This window comes from Schaalia sp. ZJ405, from assembly GCF_011038885.2.
Classification (GTDB): Bacteria; Actinomycetota; Actinomycetes; order Actinomycetales; family Actinomycetaceae; genus Pauljensenia.
In genome coordinates this window covers 154,629-177,257 of record NZ_CP064952.1, presented here as the reverse complement: position 1 = coordinate 177,257, position 22,629 = coordinate 154,629, and the positions used below count along the sequence as shown (strand labels likewise).

23 protein-coding genes are annotated in these 22,629 nt (G+C 59.7%); 15 read left to right on the top strand and 8 right to left on the bottom strand.

Features of this window, described 5'->3' with window-relative positions:
* The first annotated feature begins 57 nt into the window (after nt 1-57).
* The 5 genes from G7Y41_RS00755 to nrdF all read left to right on the top strand — a co-directional run bounded on the left by G7Y41_RS00755 (nt 58) and on the right by nrdF (nt 4,566).
* Complete coding sequence (locus G7Y41_RS00755) at nt 58-894, top strand: AzlC family ABC transporter permease (RefSeq protein WP_231367321.1); 837 nt, start codon at nt 58-60, stop codon at nt 892-894.
* On the top strand, nt 891-1,223 hold the full coding sequence (locus tag G7Y41_RS00750) for a branched-chain amino acid transporter permease (RefSeq protein ID WP_165315701.1): 333 nt from the start codon (nt 891-893) through the stop codon (nt 1,221-1,223). Before G7Y41_RS00755 ends, G7Y41_RS00750 begins: the two co-directional genes overlap by 4 nt.
* A gap of 156 nt (nt 1,224-1,379) precedes the next feature.
* Nucleotides 1,380-2,693, top strand: coding sequence for an alpha/beta fold hydrolase (locus G7Y41_RS00745; RefSeq protein ID WP_165315700.1), 1,314 nt, complete (start codon nt 1,380-1,382; stop codon nt 2,691-2,693).
* A gap of 211 nt (nt 2,694-2,904) precedes the next feature.
* Nucleotides 2,905-3,471, top strand: a complete 567-nt coding sequence (locus G7Y41_RS00740) for a peptidase S9 (RefSeq protein ID WP_231367320.1) — start codon at nt 2,905-2,907, stop codon at nt 3,469-3,471.
* A 132-nt stretch (nt 3,472-3,603) separates the two neighbouring features.
* A complete protein-coding gene (nrdF, locus tag G7Y41_RS00735) occupies nt 3,604-4,566 on the top strand; it encodes a class 1b ribonucleoside-diphosphate reductase subunit beta (protein WP_165217125.1) in 963 nt (320 codons plus the stop codon).
* Here the strand turns inward: nrdF and G7Y41_RS00730 are convergent.
* On the bottom strand, nt 4,563-4,712 hold the full coding sequence (locus tag G7Y41_RS00730; RefSeq protein ID WP_165315699.1) for a hypothetical protein: 150 nt from the start codon (nt 4,710-4,712) through the stop codon (nt 4,563-4,565). The genes nrdF and G7Y41_RS00730 overlap by 4 nt on opposite strands.
* Nucleotides 4,713-5,044: 332 nt before the next feature.
* Between G7Y41_RS00730 and G7Y41_RS00725 the strand changes: the two genes are divergently transcribed.
* From G7Y41_RS00725 to pknB, 7 genes are read left to right on the top strand one after another with little or no spacing between them, the layout of a single operon-like run.
* Nucleotides 5,045-5,749, top strand: coding sequence for an FHA domain-containing protein (locus G7Y41_RS00725; protein WP_165217123.1), 705 nt, complete (start codon nt 5,045-5,047; stop codon nt 5,747-5,749).
* Nucleotides 5,746-6,246: an FHA domain-containing protein FhaB/FipA gene (locus tag G7Y41_RS00720; protein WP_165315698.1), complete on the top strand. Its 501-nt coding sequence runs from the start codon at nt 5,746-5,748 to the stop codon at nt 6,244-6,246. Before G7Y41_RS00725 ends, G7Y41_RS00720 begins: the two co-directional genes overlap by 4 nt.
* Nucleotide 6,247: 1 nt before the next feature.
* Nucleotides 6,248-7,525: a PP2C family protein-serine/threonine phosphatase gene (locus G7Y41_RS00715; protein WP_165315697.1), complete on the top strand. Its 1,278-nt coding sequence runs from the start codon at nt 6,248-6,250 to the stop codon at nt 7,523-7,525.
* Entirely contained in the window at nt 7,525-8,916 is a 1,392-nt protein-coding gene (locus G7Y41_RS00710) for an FtsW/RodA/SpoVE family cell cycle protein (protein WP_165217120.1), read from the top strand. The genes G7Y41_RS00715 and G7Y41_RS00710 overlap by 1 nt, the downstream gene beginning before the upstream one ends.
* Entirely contained in the window at nt 8,913-10,367 is a 1,455-nt protein-coding gene (locus G7Y41_RS00705; RefSeq protein ID WP_165217118.1) for a peptidoglycan D,D-transpeptidase FtsI family protein, read from the top strand. The genes G7Y41_RS00710 and G7Y41_RS00705 overlap by 4 nt, the downstream gene beginning before the upstream one ends.
* Nucleotides 10,364-11,938 (top strand): serine/threonine-protein kinase, encoded by a 1,575-nt coding sequence (locus tag G7Y41_RS00700; protein ID WP_165315696.1) that lies wholly within the window; start codon nt 10,364-10,366, stop codon nt 11,936-11,938. The genes G7Y41_RS00705 and G7Y41_RS00700 overlap by 4 nt, the downstream gene beginning before the upstream one ends.
* Nucleotides 11,911-13,905, top strand: coding sequence for a Stk1 family PASTA domain-containing Ser/Thr kinase (gene pknB / locus G7Y41_RS00695; RefSeq protein ID WP_165315695.1), 1,995 nt, complete (start codon nt 11,911-11,913; stop codon nt 13,903-13,905). Before G7Y41_RS00700 ends, pknB begins: the two co-directional genes overlap by 28 nt.
* Before the next feature lie 72 nt (nt 13,906-13,977).
* Here the strand turns inward: pknB and G7Y41_RS00690 are convergent, their stop codons facing one another.
* The 4 genes from G7Y41_RS00690 to G7Y41_RS00675 form a co-directional block, all read right to left on the bottom strand.
* Nucleotides 13,978-14,619, bottom strand: a complete 642-nt coding sequence (locus G7Y41_RS00690; RefSeq protein ID WP_165217111.1) for an anthranilate synthase component II — start codon at nt 14,617-14,619, stop codon at nt 13,978-13,980.
* Between the two features lie 201 nt (nt 14,620-14,820).
* A complete protein-coding gene (locus G7Y41_RS00685; RefSeq protein WP_165315661.1) occupies nt 14,821-14,988 on the bottom strand; it encodes a hypothetical protein in 168 nt (55 codons plus the stop codon).
* A 25-nt stretch (nt 14,989-15,013) separates the two neighbouring features.
* Nucleotides 15,014-15,781 carry a class E sortase gene (locus G7Y41_RS00680; protein ID WP_165315694.1) on the bottom strand — a complete coding sequence of 256 codons (768 nt, stop codon included), beginning with the start codon at nt 15,779-15,781 and terminating at the stop codon, nt 15,014-15,016.
* Complete coding sequence (locus G7Y41_RS00675) at nt 15,774-16,637, bottom strand: DUF881 domain-containing protein (protein ID WP_165315693.1); 864 nt, start codon at nt 16,635-16,637, stop codon at nt 15,774-15,776. The genes G7Y41_RS00680 and G7Y41_RS00675 overlap by 8 nt, the downstream gene beginning before the upstream one ends.
* Before the next feature lie 122 nt (nt 16,638-16,759).
* On the opposite strand from G7Y41_RS00675, the gene G7Y41_RS00670 reads away from it, so the two are divergent.
* Entirely contained in the window at nt 16,760-17,023 is a 264-nt protein-coding gene (locus G7Y41_RS00670; protein ID WP_165217101.1) for a cell division protein CrgA, read from the top strand.
* A 180-nt stretch (nt 17,024-17,203) separates the two neighbouring features.
* Here G7Y41_RS00670 and G7Y41_RS00665 read toward each other — a convergent pair whose 3' ends face one another.
* On the bottom strand, nt 17,204-17,992 hold the full coding sequence (locus tag G7Y41_RS00665; protein WP_331272606.1) for a rhomboid family intramembrane serine protease: 789 nt from the start codon (nt 17,990-17,992) through the stop codon (nt 17,204-17,206).
* A 283-nt stretch (nt 17,993-18,275) separates the two neighbouring features.
* Complete coding sequence (locus G7Y41_RS00660) at nt 18,276-18,797, bottom strand: peptidylprolyl isomerase (protein WP_165217096.1); 522 nt, start codon at nt 18,795-18,797, stop codon at nt 18,276-18,278.
* Nucleotides 18,798-19,044: 247 nt separating this feature from the next.
* On the opposite strand from G7Y41_RS00660, the gene G7Y41_RS00655 reads away from it, so the two are divergent.
* Nucleotides 19,045-19,731, top strand: a complete 687-nt coding sequence (locus tag G7Y41_RS00655) for a hypothetical protein (RefSeq protein ID WP_165315691.1) — start codon at nt 19,045-19,047, stop codon at nt 19,729-19,731.
* 99 nt (nt 19,732-19,830) lie between these two features.
* Here G7Y41_RS00655 and G7Y41_RS00650 read toward each other — a convergent pair whose 3' ends face one another.
* Nucleotides 19,831-20,718 (bottom strand): Cof-type HAD-IIB family hydrolase, encoded by an 888-nt coding sequence (locus tag G7Y41_RS00650; protein ID WP_165315690.1) that lies wholly within the window; start codon nt 20,716-20,718, stop codon nt 19,831-19,833.
* Between the two features lie 222 nt (nt 20,719-20,940).
* Here G7Y41_RS00650 and G7Y41_RS00645 point away from each other — a divergent pair, with 222 nt between their 5' ends.
* The gene (locus G7Y41_RS00645) at nt 20,941-22,623 is read left to right on the top strand and encodes an adenosylhomocysteinase (protein WP_165315689.1); all 1,683 of its coding nucleotides are present in this window, start codon (nt 20,941-20,943) and stop codon (nt 22,621-22,623) included.
* Nucleotides 22,624-22,629: the final 6 nt, after the last annotated feature.

Here is a 22,629-nt window from a genome sequence, read left to right as displayed (position 1 = left end):
GGTTCACGGGACGAAACAAAGGAACCGCACCAGCTATAGGACGCGCACAATGGCACTATGACCGGATCAGTTGAGACGGCGCCAGTCCCGGTGCCCGCGCAACCGCCCCGGATGGAGATTGTCACCGGGGTGAAAATGACGGTGCCTTTGGCGCTGGGCTACATTCCACTGGGGATGGCGTACGGCTTACTTGTTGCGCAGCTGGGGATGCCCTGGTGGATGGCGCCGGCACTGTCGATGGCGGCGTATTCCGGGTCAGCGGAGCTTCTGGTCATTGCAATGGCAGCGCAGTATTCGCCGATCTCGGTGATTGCGGTGACGATGCTCCTGGTGAATTTTCGCCACGTGTTCTACGCCTTCTCGTTTCCACTGCACGTCGTTGAGGGACGGGTTGCGCGCCTGTACTCAATGTACGCGCTGGTCGATGAGGCTTTCGCACTGACGGCTGCGCGGCCCCACGGGTGGACGAAACCTCGTTTGCTCGCGATGCAGGTGACATTCCAGGCAACATGGGTGGTGTCCGGCCTGGTTGGAGTAGGTGCGGGCTCACTCATTCCCCAGCCCATTCCGGGACTGGATTTCGCTTTGTGCGCCATGTTCATCACGCTGGCATTAGATGCAGCCCGGACGCTCAAAGAACTGCCTTCCGTTCTTCTGGCGGGCGCTTCCTACCTCGTGGCACTCGGAGCGTTCCCCGATCAATCACTGCTTGCCGCGCTCCTTCTGTTCGTCGCAATTTTGTGCTTCAGGCATGTGCTCACAACACGCTCGAATCCGAACGGTCCATCCCCGGACGTCCTCGGCGATCGGGTGTCTCCAACGCCCGGGGAAGATTCCGGCGCCGAATCTGAGTCGTCCAATGTCTCGGCACGTACGGGAGGTTCTCGCGAATGAATATCTCCGTGCTGTACCTTCTGGGGATTCTCGTCGTTGTCTTCCTCATTGACTTCGGGCTGCGCGCCATTCCTTTCGCGATCCTCGAACCTCTGCGGGATTCCCGTTTCGTTGGGAACATGGCAGCGTGGATGCCCGCGGGAATCATGGTGATCCTCGTTGCCGCGACGCTGCGCGACGGCATTGAACAAGCCTCTCCCACCTGGTGGATTGCCATTCTCGCCGCCGCAGTCACCGCCGTCGTTCACCTGATTTTTGGCCGACGTCTCATTCTTTCCGTCGCGGCGGGGACCGTCACGTACGTTGTTCTTCTGTCGACCTTCGCGTAGTCCAGACGATTCTGGCCACGGCCACGCCCTCGCCCCTCCGCACTCGGCCACGCCCTCGCCCCCTCCTCGCCTATCCGCATTCGCCTCGCCCATGCGATTGTGCGGTGCAACCGATAACGCCGACTGAGAGCCAGCCAACCCGATATGCTCACATGCATGATGACGCTGACGTACACCCAGCATTCCTGCACGATCAACGAACACCGCATTGAGGTTCCTCTTGACCATTCGCGTCCCACCGGACCCGATAATCCCTCAATCGGCATATTCGCACGCGAAATCGTGCGCTCCGGCGGGGAGTCCCTCCCCCACCTCGTCTTCTTGCAAGGTGGTCCCGGGGGAGCATCCCCACGTCAAAGCGACTTCCGTGACGGGTGGATCGGACGAGCCCTTGAGCATTACCGCGTTGTCCTGCTTGACCAACGTGGCACCGGACAGTCAACACACATGGACTGGCAGTACCTGTCGTCCTTCGCCTCCGATGCCGAGCGCGCCCACTACTTGTCGTTCTTCCGACAGGACCAGATTGTTCGCGATGCCGAGGCTCTGCGTAAGGAAATCACCGGTGGCGCTCCGTGGACCTCACTGGGGCAGAGCTTCGGCGGCTTCATCACGTTGAGCTATCTGTCACTAGCACCTGAGGGCCTGGCGGCCTCGCTTATTACCGGCGGACTGCCCGGCCTCGTCCCCATTGATGACATCTACCGTCAGACCTACGCAGCGACCGCTGTGCGCAACCGCGCCTATCTTGATCGCTATCCCTGGGACGAACGCACGATCCGCGAAATTGCCGCGCACCTGCGCGATACCGAGGAGTTCCTTCCCACGGGCGAGCGCCTCTCCACTGAACGTTTCCGCATGATCGGCATTGGCCTGGGGTTGGACACCCGATTCGACATGCTCCACTATCTTGTGGAATGCCCGTGGGTGAGTGTGCGCGGCCAGCGGCGCCTCTCGGAGAATTTCCTCCACCAGGTAGCCTCCGAAGTCGCGATGGTTCCCATGTACGGGGTTCTCCAAGAGTCCATTTACGCCGGAGCGACCCCCGATTTAGCGGGGACGAGGACGAGGTGGGCTGCCGATCGCCTCGCCGAAGAAATCCCCGGTTTCGCCAAAGACGCCGATCCGCTCAACGAGGACGAGCCGTACTTCCTTACCGGTGAGCACATGATGCGGACGATTTTCGACGAGGATCCTACTCTTCGTCACCTGGCGGGTACGGCGAATGAACTCGCTGAAAAATCAGATTGGAATCCCGTCTATCTGCCCGATGTGTTGGCCTCGAACACGGTTCCCGTGGCCGCGGCGGTCTACTACGACGACATGTTTGTTCCTCGCGAGCTTTCCTTGGACACCGCGTCTGTTGTTCCGGGTGTCCGCACGTGGGTGACGAATGAGTATCAGCATGACGGAGTCAGGGCGTCGGGAGGTAAAGTCTTCGACCACCTGCACGCCATGCTCAACGATTAGGTACCGCACGGGACCTGGGTGTACGGATCGGGTGTCGTCCTTCACGCGGGTGAGGAGAGTTTCCACCTGTGAGAACTCGGGCAGTCTGGATGAGTGAGTGTCTTTACTCGCGTGCCCGAGCTTTCGCAATTTATCCTCACGTGCGTCCTCCCCCATACACAAACACCCGCGGGGCCGTTAGAGTGGAGGCAGCCTCAACCAAGGAGACATCATGACCGATTCGGCAACAGGCCTGCCGGCCCCCCGTGACCTGACGGAACCAAGCTTCGACATTACCGAGCTGTACGAGGAGACACGCAGTGCCATTGAAGAGGATCCTCACCAGTTGATCCCCACCGCCGTCACCGGCGCAAGTGTCTTCGCCTGGTATGCCCTCCCAGATTTTGTCAGGTCAAAAGGGGTGCGAGCGCTTCTCAAAGTTGGACTTCTCGGTGTTGCCGGGTGGGCCGCGTGGGACCGTGCCAGTGACTTTGATGATCGCACTGACTACTACGTTGCGGGAGAGGAATCCTACGACGAGACCCCAGACGACGCCGACTGTGATGACACGGACGAGGGCGACGCCGAACTTCCGATCAAGGAACTCGCCATCGGCGCGGGTCTTGCCGCAGCGTCCATTGGGGTAACCGTCGCCTGTGAAAAATGGCTCTTCTCCCGCGGGGAGCGTCGCCGCGCACAGGGAGTGGCCCTGGCTCATACGCGTCAGGCTCTTCCCCTGACGATTGGGGCTATCCTCGTTGACGCAGCGGCGTTGGTTTTCCTTCGCAGTCGAGACTAACGCGCCGGAAATCCGAAACGCTCGGAGGCCCAGCTCGCCCTCGTCAATACGAATACGCAGCAGCGAACGAGGCGCCCGCCCCGACGCGCCCCCACACGTGACGTAAAATCGCAGGACACCTAAGGAGAAGCCGTGTCGAATACACCCATTTTTCAGGCAATCAACTGGAATCGCATCGAAGACGACAAGGACCAGGAAGTCTGGGACCGCCTCACGGGGAATTTCTGGCTGCCTGAGAAAATTCCGCTCTCCAACGACCTCCAATCCTGGAAGACTCTGCGCCCCCACGAGCAGCTGATGACGAACCGCGTCTTCACCGGCCTCACACTGCTCGACACCCTCCAAGGGACCATCGGTGCCGTGTCGCTGATTCCCGATGCCCGCACCCCTCACGAGGAAGCGGTGCTGACGAATATCGCATTCATGGAGTCGGTGCACGCGAAGTCGTACTCGTCAATCTTCTCGACTCTGCTGTCTACCGAGGAAATCAACGAATCGTTCCGCTGGTCTGAGGAGAACGAAGCACTCCAGAAGAAAGCCGAGATCGTCAAGTCCTACTACGAAGGTGACGACCCTGAGAAACGCAAAGTCGCCTCGACGATGCTTGAATCTTTCCTTTTCTACTCCGGTTTCTACGCACCCATGTACTGGTCTGCGCACGCCAAGCTGACGAACACCGCTGACCTCATCCGTCTGATTATTCGTGACGAGGCCGTTCACGGGTACTACATCGGCTACAAGTACCAGGTTGCCGTCAATGAGTCCTCTCCCGAACGCCAGGATGAACTCAAGGACTACACCTTCTCACTCCTGTATGAGCTGTACGAAAACGAAGAGCAGTACACCGAGGACCTCTACGATCCTCTCGGTTTGACCGAGGATGTTAAGAAGTTCCTCAGGTACAACGCGAACAAGGCTCTGATGAACCTGGGGTACGAGGCTCTCTTCCCCGCCGATTCCACAGATGTCAACCCGGCAATTCTTGCCGCTCTGTCGCCCAATGCCGACGAGAACCACGATTTCTTCTCCGGATCGGGTTCCTCCTACGTCATCGGCGAAATCGTTGACACCGAGGACGAGGACTGGGATTTCTAAGCCCATCCCATTGACAGCACACGGCCCCAGCCATATCGGCTGGGGCCGTCGTTCGTATTGACCTCTGATACCTGCGAACGCGATGTGTCGTATGCCCGTAGAAGCCCAAATCCCAGGAAAATCCCAGGCGCATTCAACCGTCTCATCAGAAAGAACTCCTACATTGGGTGTCATCACAAAGGAATACGACCCGGGCCGCGGCGGCCCACACACATGGGTCGATAATTGTGGTAGGGGGATGCCTTCGGAAAAACTGCACTGTGTTGATGGGATTGGATTGAGGGTCGACCTTCGGGTCGGCCCTTAATTCATGCCAAGACGCATGTTGTATACCGCATTGTCTCTGCATATGCTCCGAATTTTGCTGCGGGCTGTCAGGCAAAAATCCCTCAATCTCACGTTGACGGTTAAACTGGGTGGTGGTTGGCTGTGCCAGCGCAGTACGTCAGGATGTATTCCGCACGCATGAGGAGACACAATGAGCATCTTCGACCGCTTTGAACACGCGGTGGAAAAAGGCGTGAATAGTGCCTTTTCCCGTGTGTTTCGGTCGGGAATCAAGCCCGTCGACGTCACGTCTGCGATTCGCCGGGCCCTTGATGATTCTGTCCAAGAGGTCTCATCCGATCGTGTTATCGCGGCAAATCATTTCACTATTCATGCGGCCAAAGCCGACCTCGATTCCCTCGAAGCAGACCTTGACGTCCTCGCCGACGAATTCAGCCAGCAGGTGACCGAACACGCAGCGTCTCACGGATACGCTCTCCTTGGCCCCGTGACGATCGATTTCCGTGAAGATTCCACGGAGATGACGGGGACGCTGCGCGTCGAAGCGGAGAATCGACGTGGCGCCGCTGCCCCCGCAACGGCCTCCTCGGCCTCCCCCGAGCATCCGATTCTCGACATCGGCGAAGAGAAATGGCTGCTCACTGAACCCGTCACCGTCATCGGTCGCGGATCCGAGGCCGACATTGTTGTCAATGACTCCGGGGTTTCCAGGCGCCACCTTGAACTTCGGATCACCCCAACCGGGGTTATTGCGACCGACCTGGGATCAACAAACGGCACATACGTTGAAGGCCACAAGATCGACGCCGCCACACTCCTCGACGGCAACCAAATCGTCATCGGTCGAACGCGGATCCTCTTTTGGACTCACCCAGAAGAGGACGGAAATCAATGACCACAGACCTCGCGTTCACCGTTTTTCGCTTGGGATTCCTTGTACTCCTGTGGCTGCTCGTCCTCGGCGCCGTCAACACCCTGCGCCGCGACATCTTCGGCACCGTTGTCACACCCCGAGGAAAGGGACGCAAAGAAGCTGATCAGCGTCGTCGCGAGAGCCGCCGCGAGCGCAAAGCTGCACGTAGTCGAGGAAACCAGACGCAGAATCCAACGAATCTCCTTCTGACGGGAGGGCCCCTTGTTGGCACGGTCATTCCCCTGGGGTCCACTCCCATCACCATCGGCCGTTCTCCCTCGTGCACTCTGGTGATCGAGGACGAGTACGCATCTAGTCGACACGCAACCCTGTCTCCCAGCGCCGAGGGTTGGTTCATTGAAGACCTCAGTTCCCGCAACGGCACCTTCGTTGACGACGAGCGCCTCTCTCATCCGCAGCTGCTCAAGGCCGGCGACGTTATTCGGATCGGGCAGACAACGCTCGAATTGGTGAGGTGACATGGCCACCCAACCGATTGAGTTTCACGCGGCGGCCCGCTCAGACGTCGGCCTCGTCCGCTCCAACAACCAGGATTCCGGTTACGCGGGAGCCAATCTTCTCGTTCTTGCTGATGGAATGGGAGGGCCCGCCGGAGGTGACATTGCCTCGTCAGTGGCTCTGGCACATCTCGTTCCCCTAGACACGGACACACATTCTTCCGATCAGATGCTTCCGCTCCTACGGGACGCGTTGATGGCCGCGCACGACGAGTTATCAGACCGGTCGGCGCACGATCCCGCGTTGGCGGGCCTGGGAACCACATGTATCGCGGTGATGCGGACGGGGAACCGTTTGGCGATGGTCCACATTGGAGATTCGCGCGCATACGTTTTGCGGGGAACAACGCTCACTCAGGTCACAACGGATCATTCCTTCGTTCAATACCTCGTCGATAGCGGACAAATTACGCCCGAAGAGGCTGAACATCATCCCAATCGTAACGTTGTCCTCAAGATCCTCGGTGATGCTCAAGCCGACGTGAGCCCGGATGAGACGGTACGTGAGGCCGTCCTCGGTGATCGGTGGCTTCTCTGCTCAGACGGATTGTCCGGTGTTGTGTCGCCGGAAACAATTGGGACAGTTCTCGCTGACACGCAGGATCCGGGCGACTGCGCGGAGGAACTGATCCGCTTGGCGCTACTTGCCGGCGGTCCCGACAACATCACCTGCGTCGTTGCCGACATTGTCGCCTCTGGTTCCTACGCTCCGGATCCGCCGCAGATCGTTGGTGCCGCAGCCGTGGATCGTCATGCGGCAAGCCGTGGAGGAAGCGGTGCCGCCGCGCGGGCCGCAGCCTTGCACACGTCAGCACCATCCGTTGATGATCCTGACGACGGAGAAGACAGTTCACCGCAACCTCGCCGGTGGTGGCCGCTTGTGTCAGCGGCCTTCCTTGCCGCTGTCATCATTGTGTCTGCGTGGCTGGGCTGGGTGTGGACGCAGCACCAGTACTACGCAATCGGCAACGATGGCCGCGTTGTCATTCACCAGGGAATCCCGCAGTCGCTGGGCTCGTGGCAGCTTTCCCATGCCATTGAAGTCACCGACGTTCAGCTCAAGGATCTGTCTCCTGTTGACCGTCAGCGTCTGACGGAGCCCGTTGTTCGGTCATCCCGTGAGGAGATTGACGACTACATCGCAGGTCTTGAGGAGTCCGCGGCGCGTCGAGCCGAACTTGGGCTCGGCGGGCAGTCAGGCGCCCAGCAGTCCGGCAGTCAGTCGGGAGGTCGCAGCTGATGGCGACCGTATCGATTGCACCCGCCAGACCCCGCCGAATCACAGAAATCATCCTTCTTCTTGCGGCGCTGACCGTGGGGATCGGTGGTTACGTACTCACCTCGATTAACCGGACGGGTCAGCCTCCCGGTAATCTGACGCGCCACATCGTCGTCCTCGTGATCCTCGCGATCATTGCCGAGGTCGGGGTACATTTTCTTGCGCCCTACGCCGACCCGGTGATCCTTCCGATCGCCGTGGCGCTCACAGGTCTGGGCCTGGCCATGATTTACCGTCTTGACCTGTCCTACAGGGCTCTCGGTCAAGCAACTGTGGGGATCCGGCAGCTGGTTTTTGCCGGCATTGCCATTGCCGTCGCCGCCGTCATCCTCATTGTTCTTCGCGATCACCGCAAGCTCAGACGCTTCACCTACACCTTCGGTTTCCTTTCACTCCTCCTCCTTCTTCTCCCGATGCTTCCGGGGCTTGGTCAGGAAACCTACGGAGCGCGCGTATGGATTCGGCTGGGAACGTTCAGTTTCCAACCGGGTGAGCTCGTCAAGATCACGCTGGCGATATTCTTCGCCGGATACCTCGTGACCAACCGAGACAACTTGGCGATCGGGGGACGCAAAGTCCTCGGATTACGTCTGCCTCGTGCCCGTGATCTCGGCCCGATCTTGACGACGTGGCTCATTGGTATCGCCATTCTCGTCCTCCAGCGCGATCTGGGAACCTCGCTGCTGTTCTTCTCCCTTTTCGTTGCGATGCTTTACGTTGCAACGAATCGCGTGTCCTGGTTAGTCATCGGTTTCGTCATGTTCGTTCCCGCAGTGTTCGTGGCGATCCGCGCATTTCCTCACGTTGCGCGCCGCTTCTCCGTGTGGATTCACGCCCTCGACCATGACGTGTACAACGCAAACGGCGGCTCATTCCAGGTTGTTCAGTCTCTTTTCGGACAGGCCTCCGGTGGCCTGTTTGGAACCGGGTGGGGGCGCGGCTACCCGCAGCTTGTTCCTCTGGCGAATTCTGACTTCATTCTGTCGTCACTGGCCGAGGAACTCGGCATGGTTGGGCTCTTCGCGATCCTCATGCTCTACCTCATCCTCATTGAGCGGGGAATGCGCGCTGCGATTTCAGTGCGCGACGGTTTTGGGAAACTCCTCGCCACTGGCCTGAGTTTCTCGCTGGCGATTCAGCTTTTTGTTGTCCTCGGCGGAATCACCCGAATTATTCCGCTGACGGGCCTAACCGCTCCGTTCCTCGCCGCCGGCGGTTCCTCAATGGTGTCGTCATGGATCACGGTTGCCCTCCTCATCCGCGTCTCCGACGCCGCGCGCAGACCCGCTGCCGCTCCCGCACCGTGGAACTCTGGGATCCAGGAACCGGTCCTTGAGGGGAGCGCGTCATGAACCACCAGATTCGTCGACTTTTCCTTGTGATTCTGCTGATGTTTGCCCTTCTTGGCTTCGGCGTCACGAACTCCCAGTTCATTCAGGCTCCCTCACTCAACGCGGATCCGCGCAATGAACGGACAATTCTTCACTCCGCGGAAGTTGACCGCGGACCAATCATTGTTGACGGCAACGCAATCGCGTCCTCGTCAAAGATTGACGGATCTCGACGTTTCCAACGCACCTACGCACAGGGTCCCCTGTACGCGGGAATCACCGGATATTTCTCAGCGGCGGTTTCGCAATCAACCGGCTTGGAAGCATCGGCTGAATCAATCCTTGACGGGAACTCTCAGGCCCTCCTGGGCCAGCGCCTCAAGAACCTCTTCACCGGGGAGAAGCGCCAGGGCGGCGGAGTTGTCCTGACGATCCGACCGAAGATGCAGCAGATCGCAGCCGAACAGTTGGGGAACCGAAAGGGCGCGGTCGTTGCCTTGGATGCCAAGACCGGCGCTGTCCTGGCCATGTATTCCTCTCCCTCCTACGATCCCAACGCCCTCGCGATTTTCGATTCCTCGAAGGTTTCCGACACATATTCTTCGCTTGCCAATGACCCGAATAAGCCGTTGATCAACCGGACAATCGGCGGTGACCGCTACGCTCCCGGATCAACGTTCAAGATTCTCACAACAATTGGCCTGCTGGAAAAGCAGCTGGCAACCCCTGACACCACCATGCCGTCTCCCGTGTCGACGACACTTCCCGGAACGGTGACGAATGTGGCAAATAGCAACAACCTCGCATGTGGAGACGGGAACCCCACGCTCACCGAAGCCTTCGCGCGCTCATGCAACACAACTTTCATCATTGCGTCAGAAAAGATGACGACCGCTGATTTCACGGACATCACGTCACGTTTCGGATTCAACGAAAAGGACACCATTCCCCTACCGGTGACCCCGTCCGTTTTCCCTGACGACGCCGATGCTGCGCAGCTGGCAATGGCATCGATCGGGCAGTACACCGTTCAGGTCACTCCCTTGAAGATGGCACAGGTTGCTCAGGCAATCGCGAATAACGGAACGATGATGAAGCCCTACCTGATCGATCAGATCGTTGATGCCGACCTCCAACCCCAGTCAACAACAACGCCGAAGGTTGCGGGTCATCCCATCTCACCTGAGATTGCCTCCCAGCTCAACACGATGATGCAGGCCGTTGTCAACCGTCCCTACGGCACGGGAACGCAGATCGGTATCCCCGGTGTTTCCGTTGCCGCAAAGACAGGGACCGCCGAAACAGGAACTCAGGGATTCACCAATGGATGGGCCGTTGGGTTCGCTCCCGCAAACGACCCTCAGATTGCTTTCGCCGTCATTGTCGAGGGCGACGCGTCCAATCCCGTGACCTACGGGGCAGTAGCTGCCAGCCCAATTGCCCGTGCTCTTGTGGAAGCGGGGCTCCAATGAGCGACAGACGAACACTTACCGGAGTGGGACGGGTTCTCGGTGACCGATACACGCTTCTCAGCCATATTGCGCAAGGTGGCATGGGTGAGGTGTGGAAAGCACGCGACCGCGTCACTGGCTCAATCGTTGCCGCAAAGGTTTTGCGCCCCGAACTTCTGGGAGAAGAACTCCCCTTGTCTCGTCTGCGTCTTGAGGCGCGTAACGCCATGTCAGTCGAGCATCCGAACATTGCAAATGTTCAAGATTTCGGTGAGGAAAACGGCGGCGGCTGGATCATTATGGAACTCGTAGAGGGCCGTCCTCTCACCGACTATCTGCGCGGAGGGGCACGCATCGCTCCCAACGAACTGATTCCCCTCCTCATGCAGGTCGCGATGGCGCTCGGAGCCGCAGATCAGGCAGGAGTTGTCCACCGCGACATTAAGCCGGCAAATATCCTTGTTCGACCCGACGGGATGGTGAAGCTCACCGACTTCGGTATTTCGCGCACATCTGACCAGGTCAACCTGACAGCCGCTGGAATGGTCATGGGGACCGCACAGTATCTGCCCCCTGAGCAGGCGATGGGGGAAACAGCGACGGCACTCGGGGATCTCTATGCTCTCGGGGTCATCGCTTACGAGGCGGTCGCCGGACGCCGGCCCTTCACCGGAGAGTCCCAGGTAAACATTGCTTTTTCACACGTCAACGACCCGGTCCCTCCCCTTCCCGACGATGTTCCCCACGCGTTAGCCGCAGTCATCCTTCATCTCTTGGAGAAAGATCCGTCCAAGCGCCCCAATTCTGGTCGCGCAGTCGTGCGCGAACTGGCGGCAGCAGCGCAAGAACTCGGTCTGTCGGTCTCGAAAACACCTCTGACTCTCCCCCAGTCGCACCCAGACGATCACGACGCACCGCGAACACAGACAGCCGTTGACGGCATCCAACGCCCCATCGCCCCGGTTCGGCATGTGACGCGCCGGACCCTCCCCGAGGAAATGCTTCACACACCTGCGGGATTGGCAGGCCTCCCGAAGAGAAGCAGCGAGGGTGCGGCAAGCGCTTCCGATGTCAACGACGCTGAGCCGATGACCACCGGAACGGCAGATCGATCCGATGACAAGCCGGGTGCCGCCCCCACGCGTCCCCAACACCGCGAGCACCTTCCCACGAGCTCTCGGTCCTCGTCCTCGGAGCACTCCGACAGCGGTACCAACAAACCTGGACACGGTCAGTCAGAGCTATTTTCTCGTCTGACTGAGCGCGCCCTCAGCCGGGGAGACGATCCGCCATCGAGGGGAACCCGACGTCAACTGCAGTGGCATTCGCCCTCGTCAACAGTGGTTGATTCTCGGAAATCCCCCGCTGTGGCTCCGATAAAAACTCGGTATAACCGGTCGGTGGTTGCTCCGCCGGCATCTCGTTTACGCAAGATCCTCATCGGGGTTCTCATTGCTCTTGTCGTTGTGGCGCTCATGGTCGTCATGGCGGTTACGATTCACAATATGTTCGATTCGCTGGGCGCTTCAGCCCGGGAAGTACACAGCACCAAGGAGGTTCTGACATGGCAGAGCCCATCAGCCGCCGTCTAGCCGGACGGTACGAGGTCCGCTCACTCATCGGACGCGGAGGAATGGCCGAGGTCCACATCGGCTTCGACACGCGTCTGTCTCGCGTTGTTGCGATCAAGATGCTGCGCTCCGACCTGGCCCAAGACTCGGTGTTTCTTGCCCGTTTCAGGCGCGAAGCACAGTCGGCGGCGTCGCTTAACCACCCCAACATTGTGGCCGTGTACGACACCGGTGAGGAGTTGGTCAACCGTCCTGACGGCCGTGCGATCTCCGTGCCCTACATCGTCATGGAGTACGTTGAGGGACACACCGTCAAGGATCTGATTTCCGACGGAGACCCCGTGCCCATTGACGAGGCCATCCAGATCATCACCGGCACGCTGTCAGCCCTGGAGTATTCGCACGCCGCGCATCTTGTTCACCGCGACATCAAGCCCGGGAACATCATGTTGACGAACGACGGCAAGGTCAAAGTCATGGACTTCGGCATTGCTCGGGCGCTCACAGATTCGCAAGCAACGATGACGCAGACAAACGCGGTTGTCGGCACAGCGCAGTACCTCTCTCCCGAGCAGGCGCGCGGAGAGCAGGTGGATGCCCGCTCCGACCTGTATTCCACGGGTATCGTTTTATTTGAGCTTCTCACGGGTCGTCCGCCCTTCAAGGGGGATTCCGCGGTCTCCGTGGCCTACCAGCACGTGCAGCAGACCCCTCCGATTCCCTCGTCAATCACGCCCGACATCCCCGAAGCACTTGATCGCGTCGTCATGAAGGCCCTCGCAAAAGACCGCAATGACCGGTACGCAACGGCCTCGTCAATGCTCGCTGACCTGATGCGCGTGTCACGCGGCGTTGCCGTCAACGCGCCCGACGCGACTGTGTGGGCGCCGGCTGTGGCCTCTCAAGCAACAGCGACCATGCCGATGATGTCCCCGGCGATCCCCACCAATCAGACCGTCACCTCGGCCTCGTCAACCGATATGACCGAGGACGAGGAAGAGGTCGCACGCAAGCGTAAACGCAAGAGAGCGTGGATCATCTCCGGCGTCATTGTTGCCGCTCTCCTCATTATTTTCGGCGCATGGTTCCTGCTGTCTCAGGGTCAGGCGGAAAGCGAGAAAGTCACGGTTCCCGAGGGTCTCGTGGGAATGACGCAGGCCGAAGCGAAGAGGGCCGTCGAAGACGCGGGACTCGTGTGGGCGGTCGCTGAGGACACTGAGCCATCCGACGATATTGCCGAGGGTGATGTTGCTCGAACTGATCCGGAATCGGGAACTCAGGTGGAGGCCGGGTCCTTGGTCACCGCATACCTGTCCAGCGGTCCTGAATCTGTCAAGGTTCCTACCGGTCTGGTGGGATTAAGTCCCGCTGACGCACAAAAAGCCGTTGAAGCTGCGGGACTTGTGTGGGAGCTCGCGCCCGATCCGGTGGCCTCCGACACCGTCGAGGAAGGAAAGATCGCGAAGGTCAATCCCTCCGAAGGGGCAAAGGTGAAGAAAGGATCGAAGGTCACCGCGTATGCCTCATCCGGGTCTGACACTGTTCAGGTTCCCGACGTCACCGGAATGACGCAGGACCAAGCGCGTAAGGCGCTGGAAAGCGCCGGACTGAAGGTCGGCAGCGTTGAACCCGCCGACGATGCCTCGCAGCCTCAGGGCAAGGTTATTTCAACGAATCCTGCTGCCGGGTCGTCCGCGTCCAAGGGCGATGCGATTATCCTGACGATTTCCACGGGTAAGGTTGGCATTCCCTCGGGCCTTGCGGGACAGCCGCAGGCAACTGTCACCGCGCAGCTTGAGGCCTTGACTCTGCGCGTATCGGTGACGGAGGAACACTCTGACACCGTGGCCGCAGGCTCTGTGATCGCCGTGTCCCCCAGTGAGGGGGCCAGCGTGAGCCAGGGCAGCTCCGTGACGATCGTCGTTTCCCAGGGTCCGCGCCAGAACAACGGCGGTGGGAATGGACGAGGCGAGGGCGGTTCCGAATAGTCGGATCACTCAGTGCAGCTCACTCAGTGCAGCGGGGGCCCGGTGAATGTCATTCACCGGGCCCCGTGTTGCCTAGAGTTCGGAACGCTGCGCGACGACGGGATGGAGGAGTTGCGAGCGAGCAACCGCTCCGTCATCTCCGGTGAGTTCCAGCCAGTTGGCCAGCATCCTGTGGCCCTGTTGAGTCATCACGGACTCCGGATGGAATTGCACGCCCCACAGGGGAAGATCCCGGTGACGCAACCCCATGATGATGCCGCCGTCCGTTGAGGCCGACGTTTCGAGAACGTCAGGGAGCGTGGACGGATCCACAGCCAGTGAGTGGTAGCGCGTGACCGTCACCGGATTGTCAATGCCCGTAAATACGCCGCGACCATCGTGGTGAATGACTGAGGTTTTCCCGTGCATCAGTTCGGGGGCATGTGTCACCGTCGCCCCGAAGAATTCTCCGAGGGCCTGATGTCCCAGGCAAACGCCGAGCATCGGGATGCGGTGGTCCACGCAGTCGCCGATGACGCGCAACGACTGGCCGGCGCCCTGGGGATCCCCGGGGCCCGGGGAGATGAGAACACCGTCGTAGGTTTCTGACTCATACCATCGAGGATCGACCGCATCGTTACGAACGACATCAACCTGTGCGCCCAGGTGACGCAGGTAGCCGACGATTGTCCAGACGAAGGAATCGTAATTATCGATGCATAAAATCCGAGTCATGAGGCCATGATCCCTCATCTTGCAGGTCGAACGCACGCGTGTCCGTCCTCGTCCCCAAAATTTTCCCGCGACACCACGCGACACCGCGACCCGCGCCTCACGCCGGGAGGTCGCGCCGACGCAGATAACGAGGGCGTCTCAGCGACCGTCCTGCCTCGCATCACTCCGAAAGAGGATGCCCGGACCGCAGCTGCTGGCGTATTACCTCACCGAGGCCGCAGCCCCCAGACCAAAGAAATCCTGCGCCCACGGGTACACGTATGTAAACAGCACCCAGACGATTGCCGCGATGAGCACCAGGGACTCCATAATTCGCAGCCACAGCGGGCCGGGGAGATGCCGAAAGATCCACGCATACATGTTTGTCACTCTCCTTAGAAGTCTGAGAAGTTAATCAGCTCGCGTCGCTCAGACCAGGTTCGTCGAGAAGCTCCGCGGGCACTCCCGTGTCTTTCGGAGTCCACGATGTAAATTTCAAGTGAACGATGTACCGCTCCGAAATACCGTATTCGGGATGACACGTTGTCATCGTCATCCACCGTTCGGTCGGCACCTGCGAATACGACGCGTCACCAATAACCGGTGCAATGACTCGGATGTTCTCAGGATCATCAGCCGGAACAATCTCCGAACTCTCCACCGTGTACACCAGGTAGTAGCCCGGCAAGTCAACGACCACCGGATCACCCTGAGCTAGCTGATCGATCCGCAGGAACACGTCCCCGTAGGAGCGCCGGTGACCCGCGATCGAGAAATTCCCGATTTCTCCCGCCTGGGCCGTCTGCGGATAGTGCCCCGCATGACCCGCATTCAACACCTCAAGGTCGATTCCCTCTGACAGTGGGATCTTTGCCCAGTCCCACTTGGGAACGTGAACCACTCCGTACAGGTCATGGAGAGCCGGAGACTGCGCGAAAGACGGAGGCGCATCGGTACGCACCTCACCGAGTTTGATCTTCTCCGGTGTGTGTTCACGCGTGAACGTTGTCACCGCGTGCTTGACCGGGGCGGCGACCTCGTAACTCGTCCAATACACCTGCCACACGGCAAACAAACCGATGACGAACGCGGCAGTAATCAAAAGCTCGCCGATAACACCGATGATCCCCGAGATGATTCGGCTTAGTCGAGACGGACGTCTCCGCCTGATATGCTCACCCATTGGCATCCACCACCTGTGCATACTTCATTGCAGAGTCTTGCGTTGCTGCAGGAAATTCGAGGGAATTCTTTTTCGCAAGATCCCAGCCTAATCCGTAAAGCGCCACATACGCTTTGTAGTTCACGATCCTCGGGTTGGAATTCACAGCCTCCGCCAGGCGGTCGGGATCACCAATCGCCTCGATGACATAGGGGGGCGAGTACGATGTACCATCAACGAGGATGACGTTCCCGATGCAGCGAATCACCGTTCTCGACGTCACACGCACCCCCTGAACAGTCATCGCCTCCGCTTTGCCTTCCCACAGCGCATTCATCACGTCTTCGATGTCCTGTTGATGAATCACCAGATCATTCGCGGTGACCCCATCGGGAATGACGTCGGTCTGTGCATCCGTCAATGAAATTGAAACTCCCGGTCCGCGCACGGGCACCTGCGTCAGCGCCGGAATCGTTGTCGGCACCTCCGTGGGGTCCTTAGGTGTCATCGCGTTAATCTGGTCCTGAAGTTTCTCCGTCTGAGCTTCAAGCACCTTGACTTTTTCCTGCGACTGCTTGACGAGCGTCACAAGGTTAATATCCGCCGGAGCCAAGCTGTGATAGTTATTCAACGCCGACACGGTGAACAGCAGGCCCGAAGCTCCCGTCACCAAGAGAATCGCAGGCGCATGCCGCAAGAATTTCGGCACCGCCCGTGTTTTTGTGGGCGCCGCCGCAGAAGCGCCGCCCCCATCCTGTTGTCGTCGCGTCGGGGGTTTTTCCGCACCCTCGCCTTTTTTCGTCGGCTCAAAGTCCGGCGCTGTACTTTTCGGGGACGAGGACGACTGGGCCGACCGCGCAGGGTGTGCATCACTCATCGGCATCTCCCCCCGTGTCATTTTTGGTCAGATTCATATTGAAGACTACGCTATGGCACGTGCCTTTTCGTGGCACACCACTGGGACTGGAGTCCCACCGTGCATCTGCTGGGAGGATCGACGTGGCCGAGTCAAAGAAGCGCAAGAAAAACGGCAAAGAAGCTTCCGAAGACACCGAAATCCAGGCGTGGACAGATGGAATTCCATTGAGTCCTCGCTGGTGGGCCCCGACGTTCGTCACCTTGCTCATTGTTGGACTGCTGTGGCTCATGGTCTACTACATCTCACAGGAAGCCTTCCCAATTCCCGGAATCCGCTGGTGGAACCTCGTGATCGGACTGGGCATCATGATGGTTGGTTTCCTCATGACGCTGCGCTGGCGATAGAGGGCGTGCGCGCATCCGCAGGATCGTGGAACTCATCACGAGCGTCACGTTGACCTTGGCGATAGCCGGACATCAAAATCTGCGGGAACCGAGAAAACGGTAGTTATCCACAGCTTTATGCACACCTGTGGAGAACTACATTGGTGTGATTCCCCGGTCTGGCTCACACGAAAACTCAGGTCAGGGTCCCCAGCTCAGGAGCCCGGACTCAAAGATCAGGCGATAGATCAGTCCTGTGAGCACGACCATCACCACCCACATCCCCGCAGAAACGGCAACGGCCTGACGCGACTGGCGTCGCGCTGTCACCGACGGACGCGGACGATCCACACGCATGTAGATCCACGTCACGAGAAGCCCTGTGATCAGCCCACCTAGATGCGCCTGCCAGGAGATATTTGACCCGATAAACCCGTACGCCAAGTTGATTCCCAAAAGAACGAGAATCGAGCGGGTGTCCTGGCCCATCGTCCGCTGCATCACCAGAACGCCACCGAAGAGGCCAAAGACCGCCCCCGACGCACCGACTGTCACGGTGTGTAGCATCATCGGATCAGCAAGAGACCAGGCGAGAACGAAGACTGAGCCACCTATCGCAGACAGGGCATAGAGATTTGCGAAACGCCAGTGCCCCAGCGCAGATTCCAACGCCTGCCCCACCCAGTAAAGCGCCAGCATGTTGAATGCCACGTGAAGGATCCCCGAGTGAAGGAAAGCTGTGGAGAAGAAACGCCACGGCTGAATCAGTCCATACACCGGAGTAAAGGCCAACCAGCTGCGAATCCACGCTTCGACGGCGTCGACCCCAACGAAAGAGGGGACCGCGCCAAGAAGGAAAAGGACAGCGCAAATCCCAATGATCGTGTAGGTCACCACCGGGCCGCGAACGCGAGCTGATCGGCGGACAACGCCTGCGCAGTCCACGCAGATGTTGCGCACCTCCGTGTGCACCAGGCAGTCCGAACACATCGGTCTATTGCATTTCTTGCAATAGTCAACGGATCGAACTCCCGGGTGTCTCGGGCATTCAGGAGCCGCACTCGGATTCGATCGACGTCCGTAGGTCGGCATGCTCATGAGCTCCCCCTTGATTTTTCGCGGCAATCGCCGCAGCGTCGCAAGCGTGCAGGCGTGAAGCTGCGTGCTCTACGCCTCAACCCCCAACAGACATGTTGGGCGGGGCCGGAAGGCCCCGCCTCGTCCTCGTCAATGAGAGGGACCCGTCAGGGGGACGCCTCGGCGAAGAAAAACGTCAGTCCTCGATATCCACGGACTCGATGACAACGTCCGTGACCGGGCGATCGTTCGCACCCGTCGCCGTGGTCGCTATTGCGTCAACGACATCGCGGGATGCCTGATCTGAGACCTCACCGAAAATTGTGTGCTTACCGAAGAGCCACGGCGTCGGAGCCACCGTAATGAAGAACTGAGAACCATTCGTTCCACGACCCATGCGCTTACCGGCGTTCGCCATCGCCAGGAGATAGGGCTTGTCGAAGGTCTTTTCGGGGTGGATCTCGTCGTTGAACTGGTAGCCGGGGCCGCCAGTTCCGGTGCCCAGCGGATCGCCGCCCTGGATCATGAACCCGGAAATCACGCGGTGGAAGATCGTCCCGTTAAAGAGCGGGCGCGATGTTGCCTGGCCTGTCGCCGGGTCTGTCCATTCGCGTTCACCCTTGGCCAGGGTGGCGAAGTTGCGCACTGTGTGCGGCGCGTGGTCGGGGAAAAGATCGACGTGGATATCACCCATTGAGGTGTGGATCGTTGCTTTCATACCGTCAATGCTGGCAGAAAGTCGTCTCCTCGGCACGTTCAACAAACCGGTGAGGGGACAATCCGCGCGCCCTGAACCACGCGCCACATCCCCAGAAGAGGCACTCCCATCGTCTCGTTATCCCACGCGCATCACCTTGTCATTCCACAGGATATTGATCAGCACCCTGCACATTGTGCTGATTCAAGGCAGAATGGAAGGCAGGGGCGCGTGGTGCGTCCACACACCAGAAAGATTCGGAGACATCATGGGCAACACGCCAAACTTCGACACGGACAAATTGCGCACCGGGGCGATCCAGCTTCGCGACGCCGCCGCCGTCCACGCGGGGCGCGTAGCCGTCAAGGCCGCTGATCTGGCCGAACAGGGCGTTGACTGGGCCGCACCTCGCGCCCAAGCCGCGCTCGCGAACGCCATCGAACGAGCCACTCCCTTCGTTGAAAACGCCGCTGACCGCGCTCAGGACGCGCTCGACCGGGCTCGACCTGCGATTTCCAACGCGCGTACCGCAGTGGTTGAGGACTACCTCCCCCGCGCAAGCCTCGCCGTTTCAGAGGCCGGGGCAGCGCTGAGTTCGTCAAAGGGAACCCTCGCTGACCGGGCACGTCGTGCGGGTGAAGCATCAACCGCTGCGCTGAAGCAGCCAACGAAGACTCGTAAGCGTCGTCGTTTCCTGCGCGCCCTTGGATGGACCACGCTGGCTGCAACTGTCGCCGGTGCGGGATACGTTCTGTGGAAGCGTTCGCAGCCGATCGAGGATCCGTGGGCCGAAGAATACTGGGCGGATCTTGAGACCGATAGCTTCGTTCCCGACGTCGACGCGGAAGATATCGCAGAGGACGTCAAGGACACCGTCGAAGACGCCGTGGAGACCGCGGCCGAGGTCGTGGACAACGCCACGAGCGACGATGAGGAAGCCACAGACAAGAACTGAAGCCCTTGGGCCCAGCGTCTCAGTGAGACGCTAAGACAACAGGATTCGGCGCGTAAGCATCCCGCTTACGCGCCGAATCTTTGAGTGCATTCCTCATTCTTAAGCGCGCTCTTCCTCGAGCCCAAGGAGCAGCCGCAGGGTCTGAACGACACCGTCCTCGTTATTCGACGGGGCAACGTAGGGACAGGCAGCAATGATGTCCTCGTGGGCATTCGCCATAGCAAACGCCATGTCGGCCTCGGCAAGCATTGACAGGTCGTTGTGGAAATCCCCAAAGGCAACCGTCTGAGCACGAGTAATCCCCAGTGCTTCTTGCAGGTCGCGCACAGCCTTGCCCTTATCAACACCGCGGATCTGCAAGTCCGCCCACGCATGACCGGAGACGGCGTACTGATGTGTGTCGGCAAAGCGCGCCAGGCTCTGCTCGGCAAATCGTTCAACATCGTCGAAGCACATGATGGCGGTTTTGACGATCGCGTCATCAATCTCACCGCGGTCCATTGCACACAGGACCTCGTGGAGGTCCTCAACACGCTGGGTTCGGTGATAGTAGGGCAGAACATCATCAACGAAGCGATCGTCGATTCTCTCGACGTACGCCGATTGTTTGCCGCACAGGACGATACCCCCGTCCACTCCACCGGCCACGGCCGCGCGCACCATGTCGATAGCGGCGTGAAGGGTGTCGTGGTCAACCGGGCTTGACGAAATTTCCTCGCCGTTCTTCATGACAATCGCGCCGTTTTCACCGATGACGGTCATGTCTTCACGCCCGGGGAACATGTCGAGCAGTGTCCAGGCTTGACGTCCCGATGACGGAGCGAAAACGATGCCGCGTTCGTCAAGCTGGTCGAGGAGTTCCCAGAGTCCTTCGGGAAATTCTTTCGCATCGTTGAGCAGGGTTCCGTCCATGTCGATGGCAACCAGGCGGATATCTGCGCCGATGGGCAGTTGGGACTTGGGCGTGGGAGTGGCATTGAGGGTCATGAGTGTGATTGTCCCCGAAGTCGCCGGGGAACGAAAATTTGGTGCGTTGCCTAACACTACGTAGGCCTCGTTCGCGGGTTTTCGCAGCTCAGTGCGCAGTGTCCCCGAAAGAGACGCTGACGAAAGTCAGCGAAAGTATCTCCGCTCGTTGTGCCCACCATCGTCGAGACTCGCACGTCACCTACTCGCGCCGAAGCGCCGCCTCCTTGCTACGGTCAATCCATGACCGTCCGTGATGCTCTTGCCCGTGCCCAGGTGATCCTTCGTCGTTTCGCGGCGACCTCGAATCTGCTGATCCCGGGTCGTCATTTCCTCCTACGTCACGCCCCCATATCCGGCCTGGCACACGGGTCCGCCGAGCAGCTGTCTCGCCTTGTGTCCGCCCTAGAGGATATTCTCACCGGCTTCGGCGCTCACGTCACCGTCATTGACGAGGACGAGGCCGCCTCCCCGAACCTCTCCCTTCCCGTGCACGTCGTCATCAATCTCGGATTTCCGTCGAATGTTCATCCCGGCGCTCTGGTGAATGTTGACGCGGTGACCGTGGACGCTCCGCTGTCGGGTCAGATCGTGGTGTGGGCCCCCGATGGTTCACGTCTCCTCGATCCTCATGATCCGGCGCTCACAGACGATCCACATGCCGCCGTGGAGTATGCGCGCGGGCGCATCGAGTGGGCACGCCAACGCATGCCCGTCACCGAGGCAGCGGTTGCCAAGCTCGCCGAATCAGGCATCCTCAAGGGCCGCCGGATCGGCTTGGCTCTGGTCCTTGAACCAAAGACCGCGTCGCTGGCACTCATGCTTGATCAGGCGGGCGCACGCGTGTCCGTTTTTGGTCATGCCGATGAGACACGCGACGACATTGCTCATGTCTTGAGCGAGCAGGGCGTCGCCGTGTTCGCCGAGTCAGGTGAGCGCGGCAATCCTCGCGAACGTCAACTGGCCCGCCAATTCCTTACCCAGGGTTTAGAGGTTCTTCTCGACGATGGTTCTCACCTGATCCGCCTGGCTCACGATGATGGTCCACGCGGCGAGGTACCGGGAGCGCTGGACCACCTCATTGGTGCCGCGGAAGAAACAACGTCGGGGCTGCGTCCCCTGCGTTCATTCCCTTTGCGTATCCCGGTCATTGCGTCGAATGACGCCCGGTCTAAAACTCTTTTCGATAATGCGTACGCAACGGGACAGTCGTGTCTGACAACGATTCTTGATCTTGTGGATCCGACGCTGCAGGGGTATCCGCTGTGGACTCAGCGCGTCGTTGTTGTTGGCTACGGTGATGTTGGTCAGGGTTTTGCGCGTTTTTGCCGGGCAATGGGGGCTCGTGTCCGCGTTGTCGAGGTGGATCCCGTGCGTCAGCTTCAGGCGCAGATGGATGGTTTCGAGTCATCGCCGCAGCTCGTGGGTCATGTGGGAGACGCCGACATGGTGGTGTCGGCAACGGGTGAGGCCTCAACGATTCCCGTGTCTGTCCTTGAGCAGCTTCGCCTGGGAACCGTTGTTGCCGTCGCGGGAGGTGTGGACAACGAGGTTGAGTTGGCTGCCGCGCGTGCGCAGGGGTGGACGCAAGAGGCCTCCTCGTTCCGTTCGGTGTCGATCCTTGGTGCGCCACCAGCCGTGTCTGCCCAAATGAACGAGGACGAGCGCGTTACTCATGTTCGCGATGTCAACGACGAGTTTTCCCGTGGCATTGTTGTCCTCGATAACGGCAGCTGCATTAACTGTACGGCCGGTGAGGGCAATCCCATTGAGGTGATGGACATGAGTTTCGGTGTGCAGGTCGCGGCTCTTCGCCGCATTCTCGAAGGGGGAGCCGACCTGTCAGCGGGGCTTCATCCCTTGCCGGAACAGGACGATCGCGGTGTCGCTGAGCATGCCTTAGAGGCGCTGGGAGTCACCAGGTAGCCTGGT